Annotated in this window: 27 protein-coding genes; 12 read left to right on the top strand and 15 right to left on the bottom strand. The window is 65.6% G+C overall.

Annotation, left to right across the window (positions count from 1 at the left end; all coding sequences use genetic code 11):
* The first annotated feature begins 102 nt into the window (after positions 1-102).
* The 5 genes from NLM25_RS29225 (at position 103) to NLM25_RS29205 (ending at position 4442) form a co-directional block, all read left to right on the top strand.
* Positions 103-873 carry a MotA/TolQ/ExbB proton channel family protein gene (locus NLM25_RS29225; protein ID WP_254139292.1) on the top strand — a complete coding sequence of 257 codons (771 nt, stop codon included), beginning with the start codon at positions 103-105 and terminating at the stop codon, positions 871-873.
* On the top strand, positions 870-1556 hold the full coding sequence (locus tag NLM25_RS29220; protein WP_254121025.1) for a hypothetical protein: 687 nt from the start codon (positions 870-872) through the stop codon (positions 1554-1556). Before NLM25_RS29225 ends, NLM25_RS29220 begins: the two co-directional genes overlap by 4 nt.
* Positions 1549-2154: a hypothetical protein gene (locus NLM25_RS29215; RefSeq protein WP_254139291.1), complete on the top strand. Its 606-nt coding sequence runs from the start codon at positions 1549-1551 to the stop codon at positions 2152-2154. The genes NLM25_RS29220 and NLM25_RS29215 overlap by 8 nt, the downstream gene beginning before the upstream one ends.
* Before the next feature lie 116 nt (positions 2155-2270).
* A complete protein-coding gene (locus tag NLM25_RS29210; protein WP_254139290.1) occupies positions 2271-3011 on the top strand; it encodes a metallophosphoesterase in 741 nt (246 codons plus the stop codon).
* A 6-nt stretch (positions 3012-3017) separates the two neighbouring features.
* On the top strand, positions 3018-4442 hold the full coding sequence (locus tag NLM25_RS29205) for a bifunctional serine/threonine-protein kinase/universal stress protein (protein ID WP_254139289.1): 1425 nt from the start codon (positions 3018-3020) through the stop codon (positions 4440-4442).
* 27 nt (positions 4443-4469) lie between these two features.
* On the opposite strand, the gene NLM25_RS29200 is transcribed toward NLM25_RS29205, so the two are convergent.
* The 5 genes from NLM25_RS29200 to rpe form a co-directional block, all read right to left on the bottom strand.
* A complete protein-coding gene (locus NLM25_RS29200; RefSeq protein WP_212487404.1) occupies positions 4470-4661 on the bottom strand; it encodes a hypothetical protein in 192 nt (63 codons plus the stop codon).
* Between the two features lie 24 nt (positions 4662-4685).
* Positions 4686-4850 (bottom strand): hypothetical protein, encoded by a 165-nt coding sequence (locus NLM25_RS29195; protein WP_254139288.1) that lies wholly within the window; start codon positions 4848-4850, stop codon positions 4686-4688.
* 19 nt (positions 4851-4869) lie between these two features.
* A complete protein-coding gene (locus NLM25_RS29190) occupies positions 4870-5010 on the bottom strand; it encodes a hypothetical protein (protein WP_254121016.1) in 141 nt (46 codons plus the stop codon).
* Positions 5011-5099: 89 nt separating this feature from the next.
* Positions 5100-5693 (bottom strand): hypothetical protein, encoded by a 594-nt coding sequence (locus tag NLM25_RS29185; protein WP_254139287.1) that lies wholly within the window; start codon positions 5691-5693, stop codon positions 5100-5102.
* 49 nt (positions 5694-5742) lie between these two features.
* The gene (gene rpe, locus NLM25_RS29180; RefSeq protein ID WP_254139286.1) at positions 5743-6444 is read right to left on the bottom strand and encodes a ribulose-phosphate 3-epimerase; all 702 of its coding nucleotides are present in this window, start codon (positions 6442-6444) and stop codon (positions 5743-5745) included.
* Positions 6445-6696: 252 nt separating this feature from the next.
* Between rpe and NLM25_RS29175 the strand changes: the two genes are divergently transcribed.
* Positions 6697-7473, top strand: coding sequence for an EF-hand domain-containing protein (locus NLM25_RS29175; RefSeq protein WP_254139285.1), 777 nt, complete (start codon positions 6697-6699; stop codon positions 7471-7473).
* 164 nt (positions 7474-7637) lie between these two features.
* Here the strand turns inward: NLM25_RS29175 and NLM25_RS29170 are convergent, their stop codons facing one another.
* Both NLM25_RS29170 and NLM25_RS29165 read right to left on the bottom strand, forming a co-directional pair.
* Positions 7638-8636, bottom strand: coding sequence for a P1 family peptidase (locus tag NLM25_RS29170; protein WP_254139284.1), 999 nt, complete (start codon positions 8634-8636; stop codon positions 7638-7640).
* Positions 8637-8690: 54 nt separating this feature from the next.
* On the bottom strand, positions 8691-11543 hold the full coding sequence (locus tag NLM25_RS29165) for a PAS domain S-box protein (protein ID WP_254139283.1): 2853 nt from the start codon (positions 11541-11543) through the stop codon (positions 8691-8693).
* Positions 11544-11739: 196 nt separating this feature from the next.
* Between NLM25_RS29165 and NLM25_RS29160 the strand changes: the two genes are divergently transcribed.
* A complete protein-coding gene (locus tag NLM25_RS29160) occupies positions 11740-12126 on the top strand; it encodes a response regulator (RefSeq protein ID WP_254121004.1) in 387 nt (128 codons plus the stop codon).
* A 67-nt stretch (positions 12127-12193) separates the two neighbouring features.
* On the opposite strand, the gene NLM25_RS29155 is transcribed toward NLM25_RS29160, so the two are convergent.
* From NLM25_RS29155 to NLM25_RS29135, 5 genes are all read right to left on the bottom strand, one after another.
* Positions 12194-13312, bottom strand: coding sequence for a branched-chain amino acid ABC transporter substrate-binding protein (locus tag NLM25_RS29155; RefSeq protein ID WP_254121002.1), 1119 nt, complete (start codon positions 13310-13312; stop codon positions 12194-12196).
* Between the two features lie 173 nt (positions 13313-13485).
* Positions 13486-14226: an ABC transporter ATP-binding protein gene (locus NLM25_RS29150; protein ID WP_254139282.1), complete on the bottom strand. Its 741-nt coding sequence runs from the start codon at positions 14224-14226 to the stop codon at positions 13486-13488.
* Positions 14223-15068: an ABC transporter ATP-binding protein gene (locus tag NLM25_RS29145; protein WP_254120998.1), complete on the bottom strand. Its 846-nt coding sequence runs from the start codon at positions 15066-15068 to the stop codon at positions 14223-14225. The genes NLM25_RS29150 and NLM25_RS29145 overlap by 4 nt, the downstream gene beginning before the upstream one ends.
* Positions 15065-16384 (bottom strand): high-affinity branched-chain amino acid ABC transporter permease LivM, encoded by a 1320-nt coding sequence (gene livM / locus NLM25_RS29140; RefSeq protein WP_254120996.1) that lies wholly within the window; start codon positions 16382-16384, stop codon positions 15065-15067. Before livM ends, NLM25_RS29145 begins: the two co-directional genes overlap by 4 nt.
* A gap of 9 nt (positions 16385-16393) precedes the next feature.
* Complete coding sequence (locus NLM25_RS29135; RefSeq protein WP_254120994.1) at positions 16394-17311, bottom strand: branched-chain amino acid ABC transporter permease LivH; 918 nt, start codon at positions 17309-17311, stop codon at positions 16394-16396.
* A gap of 288 nt (positions 17312-17599) precedes the next feature.
* Between NLM25_RS29135 and NLM25_RS29130 the strand changes: the two genes are divergently transcribed.
* Together NLM25_RS29130 and NLM25_RS29125 are read left to right on the top strand one after the other, a co-directional pair.
* Entirely contained in the window at positions 17600-17773 is a 174-nt protein-coding gene (locus NLM25_RS29130; protein WP_254139281.1) for a hypothetical protein, read from the top strand.
* A 180-nt stretch (positions 17774-17953) separates the two neighbouring features.
* On the top strand, positions 17954-18490 hold the full coding sequence (locus NLM25_RS29125; RefSeq protein ID WP_254139280.1) for a hypothetical protein: 537 nt from the start codon (positions 17954-17956) through the stop codon (positions 18488-18490).
* Here NLM25_RS29125 and NLM25_RS29120 read toward each other — a convergent pair.
* The 3 genes from NLM25_RS29120 to NLM25_RS29110 all read right to left on the bottom strand — a co-directional run bounded on the left by NLM25_RS29120 (position 18452) and on the right by NLM25_RS29110 (position 21110).
* Positions 18452-18844 (bottom strand): carboxymuconolactone decarboxylase family protein, encoded by a 393-nt coding sequence (locus NLM25_RS29120; protein WP_254120989.1) that lies wholly within the window; start codon positions 18842-18844, stop codon positions 18452-18454. The genes NLM25_RS29125 and NLM25_RS29120 overlap by 39 nt on opposite strands.
* A gap of 112 nt (positions 18845-18956) precedes the next feature.
* A complete protein-coding gene (gene pcaD / locus NLM25_RS29115; protein ID WP_254139279.1) occupies positions 18957-19739 on the bottom strand; it encodes a 3-oxoadipate enol-lactonase in 783 nt (260 codons plus the stop codon).
* 15 nt (positions 19740-19754) lie between these two features.
* A complete protein-coding gene (locus tag NLM25_RS29110; protein ID WP_254139278.1) occupies positions 19755-21110 on the bottom strand; it encodes a 3-carboxy-cis,cis-muconate cycloisomerase in 1356 nt (451 codons plus the stop codon).
* 170 nt (positions 21111-21280) lie between these two features.
* Between NLM25_RS29110 and NLM25_RS29105 the strand changes: the two genes are divergently transcribed.
* The 3 genes from NLM25_RS29105 (at position 21281) to NLM25_RS29095 (ending at position 23198) form a co-directional block, all read left to right on the top strand.
* A complete protein-coding gene (locus NLM25_RS29105; protein ID WP_254120980.1) occupies positions 21281-21727 on the top strand; it encodes a carbon monoxide dehydrogenase subunit G in 447 nt (148 codons plus the stop codon).
* A gap of 146 nt (positions 21728-21873) precedes the next feature.
* Positions 21874-22359, top strand: a complete 486-nt coding sequence (locus NLM25_RS29100) for a (2Fe-2S)-binding protein (RefSeq protein ID WP_008137528.1) — start codon at positions 21874-21876, stop codon at positions 22357-22359.
* A gap of 32 nt (positions 22360-22391) precedes the next feature.
* Complete coding sequence (locus tag NLM25_RS29095) at positions 22392-23198, top strand: xanthine dehydrogenase family protein subunit M (protein WP_254120978.1); 807 nt, start codon at positions 22392-22394, stop codon at positions 23196-23198.
* Positions 23199-23258 lie beyond the last annotated feature (60 nt).

Here is a 23258-nt window from a genome sequence, read left to right as displayed (position 1 = left end):
AAGCCGGATTGGGCATGGCTCTTTGGACCGGGCGCGGCGGCTTTGATCTAATGGGTGAGGAATCGTTGCAGGCGAATCCCTGCAGGTCAGGAGCAGTGCAGCATGAGTTCGATGACGATTGGACCGATCGCGGGCCAGGCTGCCGACCCATCCGAGCGTAGCGCGCTGCTGTTCTGGATGATCTTCACAGGGCTGTCGATCTTCGCCGTCGTGCTGCTGTGGCGGTTCGGCCTGATCCGCCTGATGCTGACATCGGACCGGACTTACATTTCCAGCGTCATCGCGCTGCTCTATGTCCTGACCTGCGGCCACTGCTTCCTGCGGACGCGGGCGATCGCCCGTGAAGGCGCCGCGGCGCGGCGTTGCCGCGAGGCGCTCGCGGCGCCCGGCGGCAGCAAGGTGCTCGATGCCGGCACGGCGAAGCTGCCGCGCGGGCTGGTGCGGGACCATATCGAGAGCCTCGTGACGAAAGCGGCCGCACAGGACTACCGGCCGGTCGACCAGACGCTGCTGCTGCGGAATCTCGCCGACCGGCTGCGCGGCTCCAACGGGTTCGGCGCCTTCGTCTCCGACACGCTGATGAAGCTCGGCCTGCTCGGCACCATCATCGGCTTCATCATCATGCTGGCGCCGATCGCGGGGCTGGATGCCGCCGACAAGGTCGCGATGCGCTCCTCGATGGGGCTGATGAGCGACGGCATGGCGGTCGCGATGTACACGACGCTGGCGGGCCTCGTCGGCTCGATCCTGGTCCGTATCCAGTATTACATGCTGGATGCCGCGACCCAGCGGGTGTTCTCGGACGCGGTGGTGCTGACCGAGACCTATGTGACGCCGGTGCTGGAGCGCAAGGGCACTGGGACGCCGTCATGATGGATGATTTCGGTCTCTATCCGCGCGAGGAGCCGTTCGATCCGCTGGGCGTGATGCTGTTCAAGGCGCTCCAGGTGATCGCCTTCCTGTTCTTTCTCGCCCTGCTTGCGGTCTCGCCCGATGCAAAGGACGGCAAGATCGACTCCAAGGCCGAGTTCATGATCACGCTGGACTGGCCGGACAACCACCCCGACGATCTCGACCTGTTCGTGCAGGACCCTGCCGGCAACGTTGCCTGGTATCGTCACCGCGAGGCCGGCTTCCTCACGCTCGACCGCGACGATCGCGGCGGGGCCAACGACTTCATCATGGTCGCCGGCAAGAAGATTGCCTCGCCCATCCGCGAGGAGATCGTCACGCTGCGCGGCATCCTCGCCGGCGAATACACGGTGAACGTCTCGCATTTCGTCGCGACGACCGGCGAGCCCGTGACGGCCAATGTGAAGGTGCAGAAGCTCAATCCGACGGCGCAGGTGGTCTTCGACAACAAGTTCACGCTCGACCACACCGGCGATGAGAAGACCGCGGTGCGATTCCGGCTCGACACGGAGGGCAAGGTCGTCGATGTGAATCAGCGGCCGAAATCGCTGCTCGAGACGTTCCGTAGCAGCTGGCGCAACGGCGCCGATCTCGACCCGAGGACCGGTGTGAGCAGTAACGCCAAGAGGATACGCCGTGACTAATCTGCCAACGGTCATCCTCACGCTGTCGGTCGCCTACGCCGTGATCGGCGCGCTGCTGCTGGTCGTGCTGGTCTATGCGCGGCTGCACTGGTCGTTCAAGGCCGTCGCGGTAATCGTGACCAGCGCGTTCTATGTCGTCAGCTTCACGGAGATGCGCGGGCTGCTCGGCTGGGCCAGCACGGACCGGCTGCCGACCACCTTCAAGCTGCTGAAGGCCCGCATCGTCGAGCCGCATTCGCTGGAGGGCGATCCCGGCTCGATCTATCTCTGGGTCGAGCAGCTGGACGAGGACAATCGCCCGAGCGGCGTCCCGCGTGCCTTTCGTGTGCCCTACAATGACAGGCTGGCCGACAAGACCCATGCCGCCGAGAACGAGATCGCATTGGGACATCCGCAAGGCGGCCGCGCCGCCGATTTCGGCGGCGGCGACGGCAGCCTGATCGATATGGTCCGGGAATATGTGACGCCGAAGACCATTTTGGAGACCACCGGCGGCGATTCCTCGACCGGCGAATTCCTGGCACCGCCGGCCGGCGCGCAGGGCGCCGTGTTCACGCCGATCCCGCCGCCCCGGATGCCGCCGAAGGACGAGCAATAGGCCCTTCACCATTGCGTCAGGCTAGCGCTGGAAAACGGACCGGCGCTGGCGCATCTTCTTGACGTCCCTCAATTTGGCCTTATCGGCTCCCGATAAGGTTTGAGGGTGGAGGGTGCGTGCTTCTCGCTGTCTTCTCGGATATCCACGGCAACCGGCAGGCGTTCGAGGCCTGTCTGAAGGTGGCCCGCGCGAAGGGCGCGGAGCGGTTCGTCCTGCTCGGCGACTTCGTCGGCTATGGCGCCGACCCGGAATGGGTCGTGGATACCGCGATGGAGCTGGTCGGGGAGGGCGCCGTCGCCGTCCGCGGCAATCATGACGAGGCGGTCAACACCACGACCGAGGCCATGAATGCGGAGGCGCAGATCGCGATCGAATGGACGCGCGGGCGACTCGACGTCGCGCAGCGGCGGTTCCTCGCCGAACTGCCGATGCTGGTGGAGGACGCCGATCTCCTGTTCGTGCATTCGGAAGCCTCCAGCCCGCAGCGCTGGCACTATGTCCGTTCGACGGCGGATGCCGCCAAGAGCCTGATATCGACGCCCGCCCATGTCACCTTCTGCGGCCACATCCACCGTCCGGCGCTTTATTCGATGTCGGTGACGGCGAAGATGACGGGCCTCGTGCCCAAGACCGACGTCTCCGTGCCGCTGCTGCGCGGGCGGCAATGGCTGGCCGTGCTGGGCTCGGTCGGCCAGCCTCGCGATGGCGATCCATCCGCGGCCTTCGTGCTGTTCGACACCGTGTCGTGTCAGATCACCTATTGCCGCGCGCCCTATGACATCCAGACCGCTGCGAGCCGCATCCGCGAGAACGGCTTGCCGCATTGGCTGGCCGACCGGCTGTCGCAGGGGCGCTAGAGGCCGATGCCGCAATCCCTGGTCAAATCGGGCGCCGAGATCGACGGCTACACTATCGGCGAATGCGTCCATGCCGGCGGCATGGCGACGCTGTGGACCGTCACCCATCCCGGCATCGACGTGCCGCTGCTGATGAAGATTCCGCGGGTGTCGGAGGGCGAGGATCCCGCCGCGATCGTCTCCTTCGAGATGGAGATGATGATCCTGCCGCGGCTCGCGGGACCGCACGTTCCGTCCTGTTTCGGCACCGGCGATTTCGCCCACCAGGCCTATGTCGTGATCGAGCGCATCGTCGGGACCACGCTCTACAAGCGGCTGCCGGACCTGCCGCTGCCTTATGACGAGGCGCGGCAGCTCGTCGCCAAGGTCGCGACCGCGCTCGCCGATCTGCACCGGCAGAACGTGATTCATCATGACATCAAGCCGAGCAGCATCATGTTCCGCGACTCCGGCGAGGCGGTGCTGATCGACTACGGCCTGTCGCATCACGACCACCTGCCTGATCTGCTGCAGGAGGAATTCCGCCTGCCTTACGGCACTGCGCCCTACATGGCTCCCGAGCGATTACTGGGGGTGCGCGACGATCCGCGCAGCGATCTGTTTTCGCTCGGCGTGCTGCTCTATTTCTTCACCACCGGCGAGCGGCCGTTCGGCGAGGGCGAGACGCTGCGCGCGATGCGGCGCCGGCTCTGGCGCGATCCGCATCCGCCGCGCGGCCTGCGCGCGGACTATCCGCCCTGGCTCCAGGAGATCGTGCTGCGGTGTCTCGAGATCGAGCCGGTGTGGCGCTATCCGACCGCCTCCCAGCTTGCCTTCGATCTGGCCCATCCGGATCAGGTCAAGCTCACCGCGCGTTCGGAACGGTTGAAGCGCGATCCCCTCAGCGTCGCTTGGCGGCGGCGCTTCAACCAGGGTGTGATGGCGCCGCGCGCGAAATCGGACGTCGCCGCGCAAATCGCCTCCAGCCCGATCCTCGCGGTGGCGCTCGACACGGTGGAAGGCGCGGGCGAGCTGAACGAGGCGCTGCGCGTGACGACCGAGCGCATTCTCGCGACGCTGCCCTCGGCGCGGCTCGCCTGCGTCAACGTGCTCAAGCTCAACCGCATCGCGATCGACCGGACGCTCGACGAGCAGGGCTCCAACAAGCATATCGACCGTCTGGTCGCGCTCCGGCATTGGGCGACGCCGCTCAAGCTGGATGAGAGCCGGTTGTCGGTCCACGTGCTGGAAGCCGTCGACCCCGCCGCGGCGCTCCTGGAGTTCGCCGAGGTCAACCAGGTCGACCACGTCATCATCGGCGCGCGGCAGAGCTCGTTCCGCCGCACGCTGCTGGGCAGCGTCTCGGCGAAGGTGGCCTCGGAAGCCGCCTGCACCGTCACCGTGGTGCGGCCGCCGCGGATGGCTGGGGATGCGGATGAGGCGGCCGGATAGGGCCGCGCCCCTGGATCTTGGAAGAGATCAGGCCGCGTGGGCGGCGTGGACCGAACGCTTGCGGCGGATCGGCCAGCAGAATTGCGGGCCGGGCTCGCCGTGATCCGCGCTGCCGCCGAAATACTGGATGATCTCGCGGCAGGGCTCGCAGTTGAAGAGGTTACGCGACGCGGATGCCTTGGTCATTTCCTTCAGGCAGTTCGGGCAGTGCGGTTTCATCAGGCAAGAGTCCGATCAAGAATTTCAATACCGGTGCGGTGACCGGAACGGGTAGTCCGGGTCCGCCGTCTCGGGCCCGGTGTCGTCGCGCATCTCGCCTTCGGTGCGTTCGAGCTGGCCGAAGAAATAGTCGAGGTCAGGATGCGGGCGCCGCGGGATGCGGCACCTGCGCTTCGGCTGACGTTTCACGAGCGCGATCCGCACGGGCTCACGCCCGGTGCGGGTTGCGACGGACGATGCGGGCCGAACGTGCCGGGACCTGCACCGGTCCGGCCGACGGGCCAAACACAACAAACGCACAAAAACCAAGCCACAACGCCACGCCAGTCCAAACCAGGGTCGTCGTCATGATGTGCTCCCGCGAAACAGGCAAGAATCACTAGCAGTGATTTGCGCGAATCAGGGAAGTCCGGAGGAGTACGGACTGAGGTTGCAATCTTAGCAATTGCGCGCTGCTGCGACCGTAAGAGCCGCAGTTTTTCGCGTGTGCTGCATCTTTCCCGTGCGCGCGCCTTCGAGAATATCCCGGACGCGCGGAGTGTCTCGAACACAGCGAAACCCGTAGCGGCCGGTGTAGTCGGTATCGGGCGAACGGGTCGATCGCCCCGACGCGAAGTTGAGGTGGCCGGCGCCACGGCCGATGTCGAGGATTTCAAGGACTGCGTCCATGGCCTCGAACGGCGTCTGGCTCACCGTCCGTCTGCCCCAGGCCGTTCGCAGGATCAGCGCGCGGCGATCGGTGATCAGATAGAGCGTCTGCAGGTCTTGCAGCAGCAGCACCAGCGGAGCTGCAACCATCGCAACTCCGAGCATCGCGAGAGGATGGGCCGCCTGGTCGATCCAATCGTTCCTGACGGCGACGACGGTCAGCAACAGCCAGGGGAATCCGATCCACCACAGAAATCGCCACATCATCATCCGGGCGACGCCGTCGGGCCGGCCCTGCCAGACCACGTGCTCGCCGTCCTGCAAGGCCTCGGCGAGCAGGCGCCGCAAGCCTGCGGAAAACGGAGTGGCGCGGATTTCATCCATTGCCATTGGTCGCAGCGGCCACAAGGCCGGTTCGGACCGCGAATGGCCGTCAGATGGCCTCGCCGCGCGCCCCTAGCGCCGCGTTGCGGATCGCGGCGATGTTGGTCTTGTAGGCGTCCTGCGTGCCGCCCTTGAACACGGAGGTGCCGGCGACGAAGGCGTTGGCGCCGGCTGCGGCGAGGGGGCCTGCGACGTCGGGGCCGACGCCGCCATCGACCTCGATGTCGATCGGCCTGCCCGCCGTCATCGCGCGGATGTCGCGGATCTTGGAGATCGCGGAGGGGATGAAGGCCTGGCCGCCGAAGCCGGGATTGACCGACATCACCAGCACGAGGTCGACGAGGTCGATAACGTATTCGAGCACGCTGATCGGCGTGCCCGGGTTGAGCGAGACGCCGGCCTTCTTGCCGAGCGCGCGGATCGCCTGCAGCGAGCGGTGCAGATGGGGACCCGCCTCCGCATGCACGGTGATGTGGTCGCAGCCGGCCTTGGCGAAGGCCTCGAGATAGGGGTCGCAGGGCGAGATCATCAGATGCGCGTCGAAAATCTTCTTGGTGTGCGGGCGCATCGCCTTGATGACGTCGGGGCCGTAGGAGATGTTGGGCACGAAGTGCCCGTCCATCACGTCGAGATGGATCCAGTCGGCGCCGGCGGCGTCCACCGCGCGCACCTCCTCGCCGAGCTTTGAGAAGTCCGAGGCCAGGATCGAGGGCGCGATTGCCAGGGGGCGGGGGGCGAAGGCTTGGGTCATGGCGCGGTTTCCCGTGGCGGCCGTGAAGGATGGACCTCGCCTAACATGGGCCTCCACGCCGGGCAATGCAGGGGTGGCGTGCTTCCTGTGGGCGGAAATTTCTGCCGCGACCGGCATGAATTGCCGGTGTTCCCTCGCCGCGGCAAGCGCGGCGAAGTCGGATTTCATTGAGCTTTTTACGCTGGCACGACGCTTGCTGACTTCACCTCCAGAACATTGGTCGCGGCGTGCCGCATCGGTTGGAGTTGTGCAATGTTGTTTGCCCTTGGCGCCGTATCGAGTGCGCTCGACGCGATCCAGTCGCTGACGAACTCGAAGTCGTCCTCGTCGACCCAGAAGACGGGATCTTCGCAAGGCGCGACCAATCCGTTCGCGATCGACAGCGGCAGCAGCACGACCAGCGGCGCGACCTCGTCGGTCAATGCAGGCAAATATCCGCAGATCTCGCCGGAGACGATGAACGCGCTGTTCGCGGCGCAAAGCCAGTCGACGGACAGCACGAGCAGTGCAACGACCTCGACGAGCTCGACCTCATCGACGTCGACGAGCCGTGACGCGGCGCTCAAGGACCTGTTCTCGCAGATCGACGCGGACGGCGACGGCAGCATCACCAAGTCCGAATTCGAGAACGCGCTCGGCGCCGGCGGCACCAACCTCGCGCAGGCCGACGACGTCTTCTCGAAGATGGATTCGAATTCGGACGGCAGCGTGAGCCTGGACGAGATGTCGAAGGCGCTGAAGAGCGGCCATCACGGTCACCACGCGCAAGGCGCGGGCGACTCCGGCGATGGATCGGATTCCTCGTCGAAGTCCGGCGGCGGATCGACCTCGACCACGACGACCGCGGCCGACGGCTCGACCACCACCACCGTCACCTATGCCGACGGCTTCAAGATGTCGACGACGGTCCCCGGCGCTTCTTCCCGTAATTCGGCCTACGATCTGTTCGCGCAGTTCATGCAGCAGCAAGGCGGGCAGGGGCAGGGCGCCTCAACGGCAGCCGGCTCGTCCATGTCGATGAGCGTTTGAGCGAGAAGCCCTCTCTCCGCACATCAAGCTGTCATGCCCCGGCTTGACCGGGGCATCCAGTACGCCGCGCCCTCTCGGTTCCATCACGCCCGTCTCTGGAATACTGGATCGCCCGGTCTTCGCCGGGCCATGACGCGCGTTGCGTGGCAGGAGGCGAATGCCCCTTACCCGCCAAACCGGTCCTTCCACGCCGGCAGCGCGCCGGGGAACGGCAGGGCTGTCGCGCTGTAGATGCCGCGTGCGACCGCGCGCGCGACCACGTTGGCGGCGACCGTGCCGAGCTCGGTGAGGCCGACCAACGGCTCGATCGGCTTCTCGCCGGTCGCGGCCGCGAACAGCACGTCGCCGTCGGTCGGGGCATGCACCGGGTAGATGGCGCGGGCAAAGCCGGTGTGCGCGATCATCGCAAGCCGCTTGGCCTGGGGCTTGGTCAGCACCGCGTCGGTGACGACGGCGCCGATGGTGGTATTTTCGCGCGCGCTCGCAGCGGGACCGCCCTTGATGCGCATGCGGAGCATGTCGTCGGTGAACTTGTCGGGCAGGCCGCGTCCGCCGAATTCGCCTGCTACCTCGAACGGCGCCGCCCAGAACCACGGCCCGTTACCGACCGTGACGGTGCCCACCGCGTTGACGGCGACGATCGCTGCGACCTTGACGCCATCAGGTGTCACCGCCGAGGCCGAGCCGAGCCCGCCCTTGAACGTCGCAGTGGTGGCACCGAGGCCGGCGCCGGCGCTGCCGAGCGCGAAGTCGGCGCCGGCGGCGGCCGCCGCTGCGTAGCCGAGGTCACGATAGGGCGAGAAGCGTCCCCAGGCCTTGTCACCGCCGTTGAGGAGATCGAACAGGATTGCGCCCGGCACGATCGGGATCAGCGCTTCGCGAACCCGGTGGCCGCGGCCCTGCTCGGCGAGCCAGGCCTGCACGCCGCCGCCGGTATCGAGGCCAAAGGCGGAGCCGCCCGACAGCGCGATCGCGTCGACGCGCTCGACGGTGTTGGCGAGATCGAGCAGCGCGTCCTCGCGCGTGCCGGGCCCGCCGCCGCGAACGTCGATCGCCGCGACCGCGGGGGCATCGAAGATGATCGCAGTCGCGCCGGAGGCAACTTTGGCATCTTCGGCATGGCCGACGCGGACGCCGGCGATATCGGTGAGCAGATTTTTCAAGGCCGGCACTCCATGCGCTTCAGGCATCAGCGATAGCGCACTGCTGCAGCAGGCTCAACTCGCCAGCGCGGTCCTGAGCATCTTGGCAAGCTCGGATTTGCGGTAGGGCTTGGCCAGCAGCAGCACGCCGGAATCGAGCCGGCCGTGATGGACGATGGCGTTCTCGGTGTAGCCCGATGTGAACAGCGTCTTCAGGTCGGGACGCCGTCGCGCCGCCTCGTCCGCGAGCTGGCGGCCGTTCATGTGGCCCGGCATGATGATGTCGGTGAAGAGCAGGTCGATCCCCTTGTCGGCATCGATGATGGTGAGGGCTTCGGCCGCGTTGGCGGCCTCGAGCGCGGCATAACCGAGGCTCTTGATCTGGGTCACGACGTATTGCCGCACCAGCGCGTCGTCCTCGACGATCAGGATTTTCTCGTCGCCGCCGGTGATGGGCACGTTCTGGAGCGCCTCGAACTCGGCCTCCTGCGCGCCGCTCGAGCGCGGCAGGTAGATCTTCACGCTCGTGCCGTGACCTTCCTCGCTGTAGATCTTGATGTGGCCGCCGGACTGCTTGACGAAGCCGAACACCATGCTGAGCCCGAGGCCGGTGCCCTTGCCGACCTCCTTGGTGGTGAAGAACGGGTCAAACACCCGCTCGACCAGGTCCGGCGGAATGCCGGTGCCAGTGTCGCTGACCGCGATCATCACATAGCTGCCGGCGACGACGTCGGGATTCATGCTGGCATAGCCGTCGTCGAGGAAGATGTTGCGGGTCTCCAGCACCAGGGTGCCGCCGTCCGGCATGGCGTCGCGCGCGTTGAGCGCGAGATTGAGGATCGCGGTGGAGAGCTGGCCCGGGTCGACCAGCGCCGGCCAGGCATCCTCGGTGAGCTGCGGCATGATGGTGATCTGCTCGCCGAGGGTCGGGTGCAGCAGCTTGGCGGCCTCGAGCGCCAGCGCATTGACGTCGATCTCGCGCGGCTGGAGCGGCTGCTTGCGGGCAAAGGCGAGCAGGTGCTTTGTCAGTTGCGCGCCGCGCTCGGCGGCGTCGTCGATCAGCTTGGTGATGGCGGCGAGCTCGGGACGGTCGGCCACCGCATCAGCGAGGATGCCGATCGTGCCGGTGATGACGGTCAGCACGTTGTTGAAATCGTGGGCGACGCCGCCGGTCAGCTGGCCGATGGAGTCCATCTTCTGGACCTGCCTGAGCTGGGCTTCTGCGGCTTGCTTCTCGGTGAGGTCGCGGCCGATGAAGAAATGGCGCTTCACCGGCTCCGACCAGGTGCCCATCCAGTTCAGCGTCACCTCGTGACCGTCGTAATGGTAGTAGCGCGCCTCGAAGCTGCGCTTGACCGCGCCACGCCGCGCCGCGCGCATCTCGCCCCGCGTCTTGTCGAGGTCATCGGGGTGAATGAACTCGATGGCGCTGTGCCCGATCATGTCCTCCGGCTTGAACCCGAGGATGTCCTTCACGCTGGGGCTGATCTGGATGAAATTGCCGTAACCGTCCGTGACGAGGATCAGGTCCTGCGAGGTCTCGAAGATGCGCTGGCGCTCCTCGATCTCGCGGTTGAGGGCGGATTCCGCCCGCTTCCGCTCGGTGATGTCGCGGGCGACCTTGGAGGCGCCGATGATCTTGCCGTCGGTCGATCGCAGCGGGACTTGGCTCAGCAAGACGTCGATCGGCTGGCCGCTCTTGTGCAGCCGCACGGTCTCGTGCTGGTCGATGACCTCGCCGTTGCGGGTGCGGGCCAGCATTTCGGCGACTTCCTCGCGCTGCCCCTCGGGCATGATGATGTCGACCTGGCGGCCGATCGCCTCGTTGGCGGAGTAGCCGAAGACGCGCTCGGCCGCGTTGTTCCAGGACGTGATGGTGCCATCGAGCGACTTGGTGATGATGGCGTCGTTGGAGGATTCGACGACGGCGCTGAACAGCCGCTCGCGCTCGGCATAATAGTTCCGCTCCGAGCTCGACTGCCGCTGTAGCGCACCGACCATGCCTGCCGTATTGGCCTGAAGGCGCACGTTCTCGATGAGCAGCACCGCGAGCACGAAGCTCGACGCGCCGAGGCCGTAGAGCCGGCCGGCATAGAACCCGAGGTCGAAACGGGCGACGTTGACGATCGCCGACAGCGCAATGTCGAACAGCCAGGCGCACATCGTGACCATCAGCCAGACGTCGATCACCGTGTGCGGCTTGCGAAACCACAGCGTGACCAGCGCGGCGAAGCTCAGGGACCACACGAACGACACCACGCCGATCATGGTGGTGGTGTAGTGGCCGTCCTTGAGCAGCACCGGCAGCAGGCCGTGCTGCGCAGTCACCAGCCAGGCGAAGACGGTCATCGCGACGATCACGCCGGCGACGGAGAGTGCTATCGCGGAAGCTGTCGAGCCTTCAATTCTGCCGCCGCCATTGCCGTCCTTCAGCCAGGCATAGGACAGCACGAACAGCGGGAAACCGCCGTGCCAGATCATGTAGAGCCAGACGGTGGTCTGCGGGCCTGCACCGAACAATCCGGCCGGGGCGAACAGTCCGGGGAAGGTGAGGGCATGGGTCACCGCGGCGGCCGCGGTGAACAGATAGCCGGTCGCCAGCAGCAGCAGCCCGCGGCTGCGCAGTACGGCGAACTGCGACAGCAGCAGAACGGCGGTGATGATGTCGCTGACCGCGAGCGCCGACTGGTAGCTCGCCACGAAGGCCGGCACCTGTACGAGCGGCATTCCTGCAAAGGGTACCGCCAGCGCGAACAGGATCGCGCTGACGCCGACGATTGCCAATGCCGCGGTGCGATCGCTCCGCGTAGCCGGCAAGGTCGACAGGAATGTGCTTCGGTCGTTGGGCGCTAGCACGTCGATCTCTCGTAAGCCGGCATGATGACCTCCTACGTCAATCCCTTCCGGCCGGGAAGCCGTTACCTTCATGGTAGCGCGCTCCGGGCGCGCATCCTGACAGAAAGCGGGTGCGACTCAACCGAGGGTTACAGCTTACTTAACTTGGAGGGGGACTCGGAACGGGTAACTGGTAAGAGGTGCTTTACTAGGATCGACTCATACTGCCTTGCCGTCCCTTTGCGGTGAATTGAACCAAATAATGATATGAATCCGGGAGTTGTTCCCTATGCCCCGTGTCCTCATTGTCGACGACCAGAAGGACGTCCGCGCCATGGTCGCGATCGTGCTTCGGGTCAACCGGTTCGACGTGGTCGAGGCCGATAGCGGCGCAGCGGGCCTGAAGGCCTTCAGCGAGGACGCCTTCGATGCTGCGATTGTCGACATTTTCCTGGCCGATACCAGCGGCGTCGACGTCATGGTGGCCATCCGTGAGCGAGTTCCCGGGTTTCCGATCGTCGCGGTCTCCGGAATGACCGCGCTGGATTTCATGGGCGAGGCGCCTGGTCTTGCCGACGTGGTATGTTTGCAAAAGCCGTTTCGGCCGAACGATCTCCTGCAAGCACTCCGGAAGGCCCAGGCTGCGGCGGGCGGCGAGCTCTCTGCAGCGGTCTGACCGTACGGCAAAAGAAAACGCCCCGGCGAACCGGGGCGTTGGGATCGAAAAGGTCAGGCATCCTGTCTCAGGTGCCGTTGCCCTTGATCTCGGCGTAGCCGCCCTTGGCGTCCCACTTGTAGACGACATAGTCGAGCTGCTTGATGTCGCCCTTGGCGTCATACTCGATCGGGCCGATCACGGTGTCCCACTTGCCGGCCTTGATCGCCGCCATGACCTTCTTGGCGTCAGTGGTGTTGGCCTTCTTCGCCGCCTGCGACCAGACCTGCATCGCCGCGTAGGTGTAGAGCGTATAGCCCTCGGGGTCGATGTTCTTGGCCTTGAAGGCGTCGACGATCTTCTTCGCGGTCGGCTTGTTGCGCGGATCGGGGCCGAAGGTGAACAGCGTGCCTTCGCCGGCCGGGCCGGTGATGGAGGCGTACTCCTTGTCGGCGAGCGCATCGCCGGCCATCAGGATCGTCTTGAGGCCCTGGTCACGCATCTGGCGCAGGATCAGGCCGCTCTCCTGATGGTAGCCGCCGACATAGACGAGGTCGATGTTGTCGCGCTTCAGGCGCGAGACGATCGCGTTGAAGTCCTTGTCGCCCTTGTTGTAGGACTCGTACATCTTCTCGGTGATGCCGGCCTTGTTGAGCGCCTTCTTGGTCTCATCGGCGAGACCCTTGCCGTAGGTGGTCTTGTCGTTGAGGATGGCGATGTTCTTGCCCTTGTAGTTCTTGGCGATGTACTGCGCGGCAACCAGGCCCTGCTGGTCGTCGCGGCCGCAGACGCGCGCCACGTTCCACAGCCCGCTATCGGTGAACTTCGGGTTGGTGGAGGCCGGCGTGATCTGGAGTACGTTGCCGTCGGCATACGCTTCGGAGGCGGGGATCGACGACGACGAGCAATAGTGCCCGGCGACGAACGGGATTTTCGCGCCGGCGATCTTCTCGGCGATCGAGCGTGCCTGTTTCGGGTCGCAGGCGTCGTCCTCGACGGTGAGCGCGAGCTTCTTGCCGTTGACGCCGCCGGCGGCGTTGATGTCAGCCACGGCCATCTCGGCGCCGTTCTTCATCTGGCGGCCGAAGGCGGACTCGCCGCCGGTCATCGGGCCTGCGACTGCGACGGTGACATCCTGCGCGAACGCCGCGCTCGACAGCGCGAGCGACGCGCCGAATGCCAGACCGATGAGCTTCAGTGATTTCATGAGATACCTCGCGGGTGGTCGCCTGTGGAAGTTGCCGGGTTCGCCCCGGTTCAAACCGGCGCCATTCTTGAATGAATCCTGGGAGAAGTCACCGGCAAAATACGGGCACTGGCGGAGATATCTCGCCACATTCGGCCGCACGTGCTCCGCACCGGGTGCCGCTCTGGGCAGCCTCAGCCGTGCCGGCCGCCTTCCAGGTAGGCGGCGCGAATCTCGGGGCGCTGCAACAACTCGGCGCCGGTCCCGGCCAGCGTGATCAGGCCGTTGACCATGACGTAGCCGCGATGGGCGAGCTTCAGCGCATGGTTGGCGTTCTGCTCGACGATCAGCACGGTCAGGCCGTCCTGCCGGTTGAGGGTGCGGATCGCATCGAAGATCTGGCGGGCGATCAAAGGCGCCAGGCCGAGAGAGGGCTCGTCGAGCAGAAGCAGGCGGGGACGGCTCATCAGGGCGCGGCCGATTGCCAGCATCTGCTGCTCGCCGCCGGACAGCGTTCCGCCGCGCTGGGCGTAGCGCTCCTTCAGGCGCGGAAACAGCGTGAACACGCGTTGCAGCGTGGCCTCGCGTTCCGCGTCCGTGCATTCGGTGGCGTCCGCCCCCATCTGGAGGTTTTCCGCCACGCTCATGCGCGGGAAGATGCGGCGGCCTTCCGGCGATTGCGCGATTCGCAGATGCGCGATCTCATGGGTCGGAACGTCGGTGATGTCGCGGCCTTCGTACAGGATCTGGCCGGAGCGGGCGCGCGGCTTGCCGAAGATCGTCATCATCAGCGTCGACTTGCCGGCGCCGTTGGCGCCGATCAGGGCGACGATCTCACCGGCATTGATCTCGACGTCGACGCCTTTCAGCGCCTCGATCTTGCCATAGGCGGCGCGCAGCCCGCGGATCGCGAGCAGGGGAGCTGGCGACGTCACGACCCGCTCTCCATCACTGCCACGGCCTCTTCCTCGTCGGTGCCGAGATAGGCCGCGATCACCTTGGGATCGTCGCGGATCTCGCGCGGCGAGCCTTCCGCGATCTTGACGCCATGGTCCATCACCACGATCTGGTCGGAGATCTCCATCACCACCGACATATCGTGCTCGATCAGCAGGATCGAGGTGCCGAGCTCGTTGCGGATCGAGAGCAGGAGCTCGCTCAAGGCGGCGCTCTCGCGCGCGTTGAGACCTGCGGCGGGCTCGTCCAGGCACAGCAGCGCGGGCTCGGTGCACATCGCGCGCGCGATCTCGAGCCGGCGCTGGTCGCCATAGGCGAGATTGCCGGCCGCGTCGTCGGCCCGATCGAGCAGATGGACCCGCCTGAGCCAGTCGGTGGCGAGATCGATCGCGCGCTTTTCGGCCTCCCGGTAAACCGGGGCGCCGACGAGGCCCAGGAAGGTGAAGCCGGAGGCGCGCATCAACGCGTTGTGCTGCGCCACCATCAGGTTTTCCAGCGCGGTCATGCCGGGAAACAGGCGGATGTTCTGGAAGGTGCGCGCCACCCTGGCCTGCTTGGCGATGCGGAAATCGTTGAGCCGCTCCAGCGCGACCACCTTGCCGTCGTCATGGGTGAGGCGAATGGCGCCGCCGCTCGGCTTGTAGAAGCCGGTGATGCAATTGAACACGGTGGTCTTGCCGGCGCCGTTCGGTCCGATCAGCGCGGTGATCTTCTTCCGCTCGGCCGCAAACGACAGGTCCTGCACGGCGACGATGCCGCCGAAGCGCATGGTCAGCCGGTCGACGCCAAGAATCTTGTCGCTGGTCTTGTCGCCGCTCATCCGTGCCCTTCCTTGACGAGGTCGGAGGAGATCGCCTGCGCCTTGGTCAGATACACGGTCGGTGCGCGATGGCCGATCAGGCCGCGCGGCCGCCAGATCATGATCAGCACCATGGCCATGCCGAACACCAGCATGCGGTAGGTCTCGAGGCTGCGGAACAGCTCGAAGCCGCCGATCATGGCCAGCGCGGCGAGCGCGACGCCGAGCTGCGAGCCCATGCCGCCGAGCACGACGATTGCTAGCACCAGCGCCGATTCCTGGAAGGTGAAGGATTCCGGGCTGATGAAGCCCTGGCGCGTTGCGAAGAACGCGCCGGCGAAGCCGCCGAACATGGCGCCGGTCGCGAACGCCGTGAGCTTGGTGGTCGTGGTGTTGATGCCGAGCGCGCGGCAGGCGACCTCGTCCTCGCGCAGGGCTTCCCATGCGCGGCCGATCGGCAGGCGACGCAGCCGGATCGTCACCCAGTTGGTGAGCAGCGCGAGCGCCAGGATCAGGTAGAACAGGAAGACGATGCGGTGGGTCGGCGAATATTCGATGCCGAGTTTTGCCGCGAGCCCGTTGTCGCTGTTGTCGAGCGGGATGCCGAAGAAGGAGGGGCGCGGAATGCTGGAAACCCCGTTGGGCCCGCCGGTGAGTTCCTGCCAGTTGATGATGACGAGGCGGATGATCTCGCCGAAGGCGAGCGTCACGATGGCGAGATAGTCGCCGCGCAAGCGCAGCACGGGGAAGCCGAGCAGCACGCCCCAGAACGCGGCGAGGATGCCGGCAAGCGGCAGGCAGACCCAGAACGACCAGCCGAAATTGGTCGCAAGCAGCGCGTAGGAATAAGCACCCACCGCATAAAAGGCGACGTAGCCGAGGTCGAGCAGGCCGGCGAGCCCGACCACGACGTTGAGGCCCCAGCCCAGCATCACGTAGGTGAGCACGAGGATCGCGAGATCCAGGATGTAGCGCTGGTCATAGAAGATGACCGGCACCAGCAGCGTGAAGATCAGGAGCGCGGGTGCGAGGTAGCGGCCGACGAACGATATTCCGCTCTGCACCGCCGGCGGCACCAGCTTCTCTGCGCCGGTCGGGCCGATCCATTGCCTGAGCAGCTCGATCACGATCGAGCCGCCGAACACGGCGGCCACGAGGGAGGCGACCTCGCCGAAGCGCGTCCAATAGGTGAGCTGGCCGTCGGAACCCGCTTCGGTGCGGATGCCGACCATCAGCGAGAACAGCACCAGCGCGATCAGGGCGTTGATGAAGGCCGTCTTCAGGAGAGCGGGGATGCCCGTTGCAGGTTTGGCCGTGTTGGTCGAGGGAGCTGTCACGCGTGACCGTCAGACTTTTTCGACTTCGGGACGGCCGAGCAGGCCGGTCGGCATGAAGATCAGCACGACGATCAGGATCGAGAACGCCGCGACGTCCTTGTACTCGACCGAGAAATAGGCCGACCAGAACGTCTCGATCAGGCCGATCGCGAGACCGCCCAGCATGGCGCCGGGCAGCGAGCCGATGCCGCCGAGCACGGCCGCCGTGAACGCCTTGATGCCGGCGACGAAGCCCATGAAGAAATCCACCAGGCCGTAATAGAGCAGGTACATCAGGCCCGCGACCGCGGCGAGCGCGGCGCCGATCACGAAGGTCATGGAGATGGTGCGGTCGACGTTGACGCCGAGCAGCGCCGCCATGGTCTGGTCCTGCTCGCAGGCGCGCATGTCGCGCCCGAGCCGGGTGCGCGACACCAGCCAGGTGAAGAGCGCCAGCAGCACGATGGTGGTGACGACCACCATGATCTGGATGTTGGAGAGCTGGATGACGAAGCCGTCCGTGCTCTCATGCAGGGTGTAGCCGCCGGTGATGAAGGGCGGGATCGGCTTGACGCGCGCGCCCTGCGCCACCTGCGAGTAATTCGTCAGCACGAATGACATGCCGATCGCAGACAGCATCGGGGCGAGACGGAAGGAATGGCGCAGCGGCCGGTAGGCGATGCGCTCGATGGTCCAGCCATAGAGCGCAGTGATCGCCATCGCGACCAGCAGCACCACAAGCAGGATCACCGGGATCGCAGTCAGGCCGAGCGAGACCAGGATCAGGAAGGTGATCAGGGCGATGAAGCCGCCGATCATGAAGACATCGCCATGGGCGAAATTGATCATGCCGACGATGCCGTAGACCATCGTATAACCGATGGCGATCAGGCCGTAGATCGAGCCCAGAACGAGACCGTTGATGAGCTGCTGGGCGAAATAATCCATGGGCTGCCGTTACCAAACCTGACGCGGCTCAAAGGGAGCTATTCGAGAGAGTGTGCTTGAGTTTCTTCTCGGGCCCCGGCAGCCCCTAAGCATTCTTCCCGTTTTGTAACAGGAGGGAACTGGCGGCTGCAACTGGCCGGGCATCGACATAAGGGCTTGTACAGAGGTCATTTCATTACGAATGTCATCTCCGGGGTTCCGCAGCTGCGAGGAACCGGGTTCCGCACAGAACCAAAATGGATGGCGGCCGTTGTTTCCCCTCTGGCGTCTAACAAGGGAGTTTCCCCCATGACGAAGCAGCAGAACCAGAATCCGGGCCAGCAGTCTCAGAACCCCGGCCAGCAGCGCCCCGGGCAGCAGCAGGGCGGCGGCCAGAAACCCGGACAGCAGCAGCAGGATCCGCAGCGCCAGGGCGAAAAGCCCGGCCAGCAGCAGGGCGGCCAGCACGGTCAGGACAATTAGTTTGGGAGCACAGGAGGACGGGGCCCCGCCGAAAGGCGGGGCCTTTTCTTGGGACACGCCCGCCCGGCGGGCCGGTTAAGGTAAACAAAGGGTTTAAATTGCCGCCATAGTCTGATGCGAGTTAGCTCCCCGCAAAGCCTTCCCATTGAAGGCGCGTAAGCTGGCGAAGCGGGAAGCGGTATGTTCAGGAATTGGCGGATCGGTTCGGTCAACGGCGCCCTGCTGGCGGCCTATTTCATTCCGGCCTGGACGCTTGTGGCCTTCAACATCATGGTGGCGCCGGTGCACGGCCTCTATGAGCGGCCGAGTGTCGCGGTGGCGCTGTTCCTCAGCGACCATCTCCAGATGGCGGGGATGGACACGGTGCGTGCCGCCTGGCTGCTGGCGCTGGGCCGGCTGACGGTCGTTGCGTTCTTCGCCATCTATCTGGTGCTGCTGTGCATCCCTCGTGTCCGCAAGAACGGCGGCAGCGACGAGGCGCTCGGCATTGCGCTGGCAATCGGTAGCCTGATCTCGTTCACGAGCATGGTGATGGCCTCGAAGGTCGGCGAGCTGGCCGCACTCCGCCTGCACGCCACCGAGCTGTTGCTCTTGCTCGGTGCCGCCATCGTCGTGGTGATCGAACGGCCGGACCCGGCGCCCAAGATCGTTCAGGAGACCGTCGAGACCGCAGCGCCGCTAGGTCTTGAGCAGGCCGAGCTCCTGCACAATCGCTGAGGCTTCCTTGACGGCGTGATTCACCGCCGGCACGCCGCAGTAGATCGCCTGCTGCAGCAGGATTTCCTTGATGTCGTCGGGCGTGAAGCCACCCTCGGCGAGCGCCGCGCGCACGTGCAGGCGGAATTCGTCCCACTGCCCCAGCGCGACCATGGTGCCGATCACGAGCACGCGCCGCGTGCGCTCGTCGAAATGCGGCCGTGTCCAGATCTCACCCCAGGCATAGCGCGTGATCATGTCCTGGAAATCGGTGTTGAACGCGTTGCGACCCGCGATCGACTTGTCGACCCAGGCATTGCCCAGGACTTTCCGGCGCACGTTCATGCCGGCATCGCGGCGCTTCTGGTCGTCCATGTTGTTTCCTCCTTCGTCATTGCGAGGAGCGTAGCGACGAAGCAATCCAGTCTGTCACCGCGGAGGGATTTCTGGATTGCTTCGCTGCGCTCGCAATGACGACGTTGTGTGGTCAGCGTTGCGTCAAAAAGCCCACCACCGCGTCGGTGAACGCGTGCGGCTGCTCCACGTTGGAAATATGGGCGGCGTCGATGATGGTCATGCTGGCGCCGGGAATGTTCGAGCGGATCAGCTCACCCGCCGAGATCGGCGTCGCCATGTCGTGGCGGCCGGCGATCACCAGCGTCGGACTCTTGATCTTGGCGAGCATCTCGCGCTGGTCGAGCGTCGACAGCGCCTCGCAGCAGGCGAGATACCCCTCGACAGGGGTGGCGAGCAGCATCGACTTCATCCTGGCGGTGATATCAGGCTCGCGCTCGCGGAAATCCTGCGTCAGCCAGCCCGCGACGACGGCGTCGGCAACCGCCGCGATGCCGCCCTTCTTCACGGCGTCGATGCGTTCCAGCCATTTGGTCGGCTCGGCATAATAGCAGGAGGTGTTGGCGAGGATGAGCTTGCCGAATCTTTCAGGCGCATTGGCGCCCAGCCATTGCCCGACCATGCCGCCCATCGACAGGCCGCACCAGTGCACCTTCTCGATGTTGAGGTCGTCGAGGATCGCCAGCACGTCGCGGCCGAAGCGCTCCATCGTATAGGGGGCGGGCGGCACGTTCGACTTGCCGTGGCCGCGGCGGTCGTAGCGGATGACGCGGAACACCTGCGTCAGCGCCTTCATCTGTGGCTCCCACATCTGCAGCGTGCAGCCGAGCGAGTTCGACAGCATCAGCGTCGGCCCGCCATCGCGGCCCTCGACGGAGACGTTGATCAGGCAACCGTCGGCATCGATCATGGGCATGCGGCGTCTCCGTATCTATTCGCGATCGAGGCTGTCGAGCAGCCGGTCGATCAAAGCTTGCGATGCCCCTTGATAGGCCATCGGCTCGAACAATGCCGCAATTTTTTCCGGCGTCAGATGCGCGGTGACTTGCGAATCGGCCGAGAGCACCTCGCGCAGATGCTTCTTCTCGGCGACCGCGCGCTTGCTCGCGGCTTCGACGAGATGATGCGCATCGCTCTTGCCGATCTTGTCGGCCAGCGCAAAGGTGACCGCTTCCGCCATGATCAGGCCGTGGGTCGCATCGAGATTGCTGCGCATGCGCGCGGCATCGACGTCAAGGCCCTCCGCGATGTCGACGATGGCGGCGAGGGCGCCGGAGGCGACCAGCATCAATTGCGGCAGCGTCGGCCATTCCGCATGCCAGGGGCCGGCGCTGCGCTCATGGTCTTGCACCTGAGCCGCGAACAGCGTCGCAGCGAGTTGCGGCGCCATGGTCGCGGCGCCCAGCGCGCTTGCGGCTGCTACCGGGTTGCGCTTGTGCGGCATGGTCGAGGAGCCGCCGCGGCCTTCGCCGGCGGGCTCGAAGGCTTCGCCGACATCGGTCTGCATCATCAGCGAGACGTCGCGCGCGATCTTGCCGCAGCTTCCTGCGAGAATCGCAAAGCATGATGCGGCTTCCGCGATCCGGTCGCGATGGGTGTGCCAGGGCGCTTCCGGCAGCGGCAGGTTGAGCTCCTGCGCCAGCCGCTCTGCCACCGCGAGGCCCTTGTCGCCGAGCGCGGCGAGCGTGCCGGCGGCGCCGCCGAATTGCAGCGCAAGACCCTCGCGGGAGAGCCGCCGCAGGCGGCAGCGGGCGCGGGCGAGGCTTGATGCGTATTCGGCGGCCTTCAACCCGAACGGCATCGGCAGCGCGTGCTGGAGCCAGGTCCGTGCCACCATCGCGGTGTTGCGATGGTTGCGCGCCAGCGCCGCAAAGCCCCTGATGGCGCGGCTGAGGTCGGTGTCCAGCACCTCGATGCCGGCGCGCAATGTGAGCATGGTCGCGGTGTCGATGACATCCTGGCTGGTCGCGCCCCAATGCACGTAGCGCGCGGCCTCGGCGTCAGCCTTGCCGACACTGGCGGTCAGCGCCTTGACCAGCGGAATCGCAAGATTGCCGGATCGCGTCGCGGCCTCGGCCAGCGCGGCCATGTCGAAGGTATCCGCCTTGCAGGCGGCCTCGATAGGGCCCGCCGCGGATGCGGGAATCACGCCGGTGGCGACCTCGGCCCGTGCCAAAGCTGCCTCGAAATCGAGCATGTTCTGGAGGGTAGACCGGTCGTCGCAGACCGCGCGCATGGCTGCGCTCGACAGCATCGGCGCGAGCAGGGGGGAGAGGGATGTGCTCATATCGTGCGGGACCTAACCACCATGCCCCGCCTGTGCCAATCCCAAACCATCAGCGCAAGCTTTTTGCAGTTGCGAATATGCATTGCACGTGACCCTGGGCCGCCCTTTCCTTTGCGGCCTCCGTGCGTTACTTGATCAGCATTATAGTGACGCATCCCGGGAGGCACCCCATGGCCATGACAATGAACGGCGAAGTCCAGCTTGCGGCGCCGCGCGAGGCCGTGTGGGAGAAGCTCAATAATCCCGAGGTGCTGAAGGCTTGCATCCCCGGCTGCGAGGAGCTGGAGAAAACCGACGACGGCGGCTTTCGCGCGACGGCGAAAATGAAGGTCGGGCCGGTGTCGGCGCGCTTCAAGGGCAAGGTCACGCTCTCCGATCTGGACCCGCCGAACGGCTACAAGATCTCCGGTGAAGGCGAGGGCGGGGTGGCCGGCTTTGCCAAGGGCGGCGCCGTGGTCAAGCTGGCGGAGAAGGACGGCGGCACGCTGCTCTCCTACGACGTCGAGGCGCAGATCGGCGGCAAGTTGGCGCAGCTCGGCCAGCGCCTGATCAACGGCACCGCCAAGAAACTGGCCGACGAATTTTTCGCGAACTTCGCCAAGGCGGTACAGGGCTGAACCCCGGCTTCAGCACTGCGCCTTTTGGCATGGCCGCTTGCGCCCCGGGCGATGTTGCCCCGGGGCATAATGGCCCATATGATGGGTTGGAATAATTATAAGAACCGCTTCGACGGGACCCGTCGGGGCGCTGACAGAGAGTGCTTATGGCAAAAATCTCCCTCATCGTGAACGGCAATCCTGTTACGGCCAATGTCGATCCCCGCACCCTGCTGGTGCAGTTCCTGCGCGAGAATCTGCGCCTGACCGGCACCCATGTCGGCTGCGACACCTCGCAGTGCGGCGCCTGTGTCGTGCATCTCGACGGCAAGGCCGTGAAGTCCTGCACCACGCTGGCCGTGATGGCCGACGGCCACGAGGTCAAGACGATCGAGGGACTGGCCGCCGACGGCGCGCCGCTGCACCCGATGCAGGAGGCCTTCCGCGAGCACCACGGCTTGCAGTGCGGCTTCTGCACGCCCGGCATGATCATGACCGCGATCGACATCGTCCATCGCAAGGGCAACGAGCTCGACGATCACACCATCCGCGAGGAGCTGGAAGGCAATCTCTGCCGTTGCACCGGCTACCAGAACATCGTCGCGTCGATCTCCGCCGGCGCCAAGGCGATGGCGAAATCCGATCTCGCGTAACCGCGCGCGCATTCTGCGATCAGGACATTCAGATGTACGAATTCAAATATCATCGCCCTGGGACCGTTCGCCAGGCCGCCAATCTCCTGGTGAAGAACGAAGACGCCAAGGTGATCGCCGGCGGCCACACGCTGATTCCCGTCATGAAGCAGCGCCTCGCCAGCCCGCCGCATCTGGTCGACCTCTCCCATATCGAGGGGCTCGACACGATCGAGATGAAGGGTCGCGCGCTCGTGATCGGCGCCACCGCCAGGCACGCCGAGGTCGCAAGCTCCGCGATCGTCGGTGAAGCCATCCCGGCGCTGGCGAGCCTTGCCGGCCAGATCGGCGATCCCGCCGTGCGCCACAAGGGCACGATCGGCGGCTCGCTCGCCAACAACGATCCGACCGCGGACTATCCGGCCGCGGTGCTCGCGCTGGGGGCCACCATCGTCACCAACAAGCGCCGTCTCAAGGCGGAAGAGTATTTCCAGGGCCTGTTCACGACGGCGCTCGAAGCCGACGAGATCATCACCAAGGTGATGTTCCCGCTGCCGAAGAAGGCGGCCTACATCAAGTTCCGCAACCAGGCCTCGCGCTACGCGCTGGTCGGCGTGTTCGTGGCGCGGCGTCCGTCCGACGTGCGGGTCGCCGTCACCGGCGCCGGCTCGGAAGGCGTGTTCCGCGTCACCGCGTTCGAGGAAGCCCTGAAGAAGCGCTTCGCCGCGAAGGCGCTTGATGGCATCGAGGTGCCGGCGGACGGCCTCAACAGCGACATCCACGGCAGCGCCGAATACCGCGCGCATCTCATCGGGGTGCTGACGCGGCGCGCCCTCGATGCCGCCAATGCCAAGGAGTGAGTGAACCTCACGCCTCGGCCATACTTGTCCCCGGTGAGGGCGTAGCGAGACTGGCTTTTT

The sequence above is a fragment of the Bradyrhizobium sp. CCGB01 genome, assembly GCF_024199795.1.
GTDB lineage: Bacteria > Pseudomonadota > Alphaproteobacteria > Rhizobiales > Xanthobacteraceae > Bradyrhizobium.
Note: the sequence above shows the minus strand (reverse complement) of the source record. Positions and strands in the feature narration are given on the sequence as shown.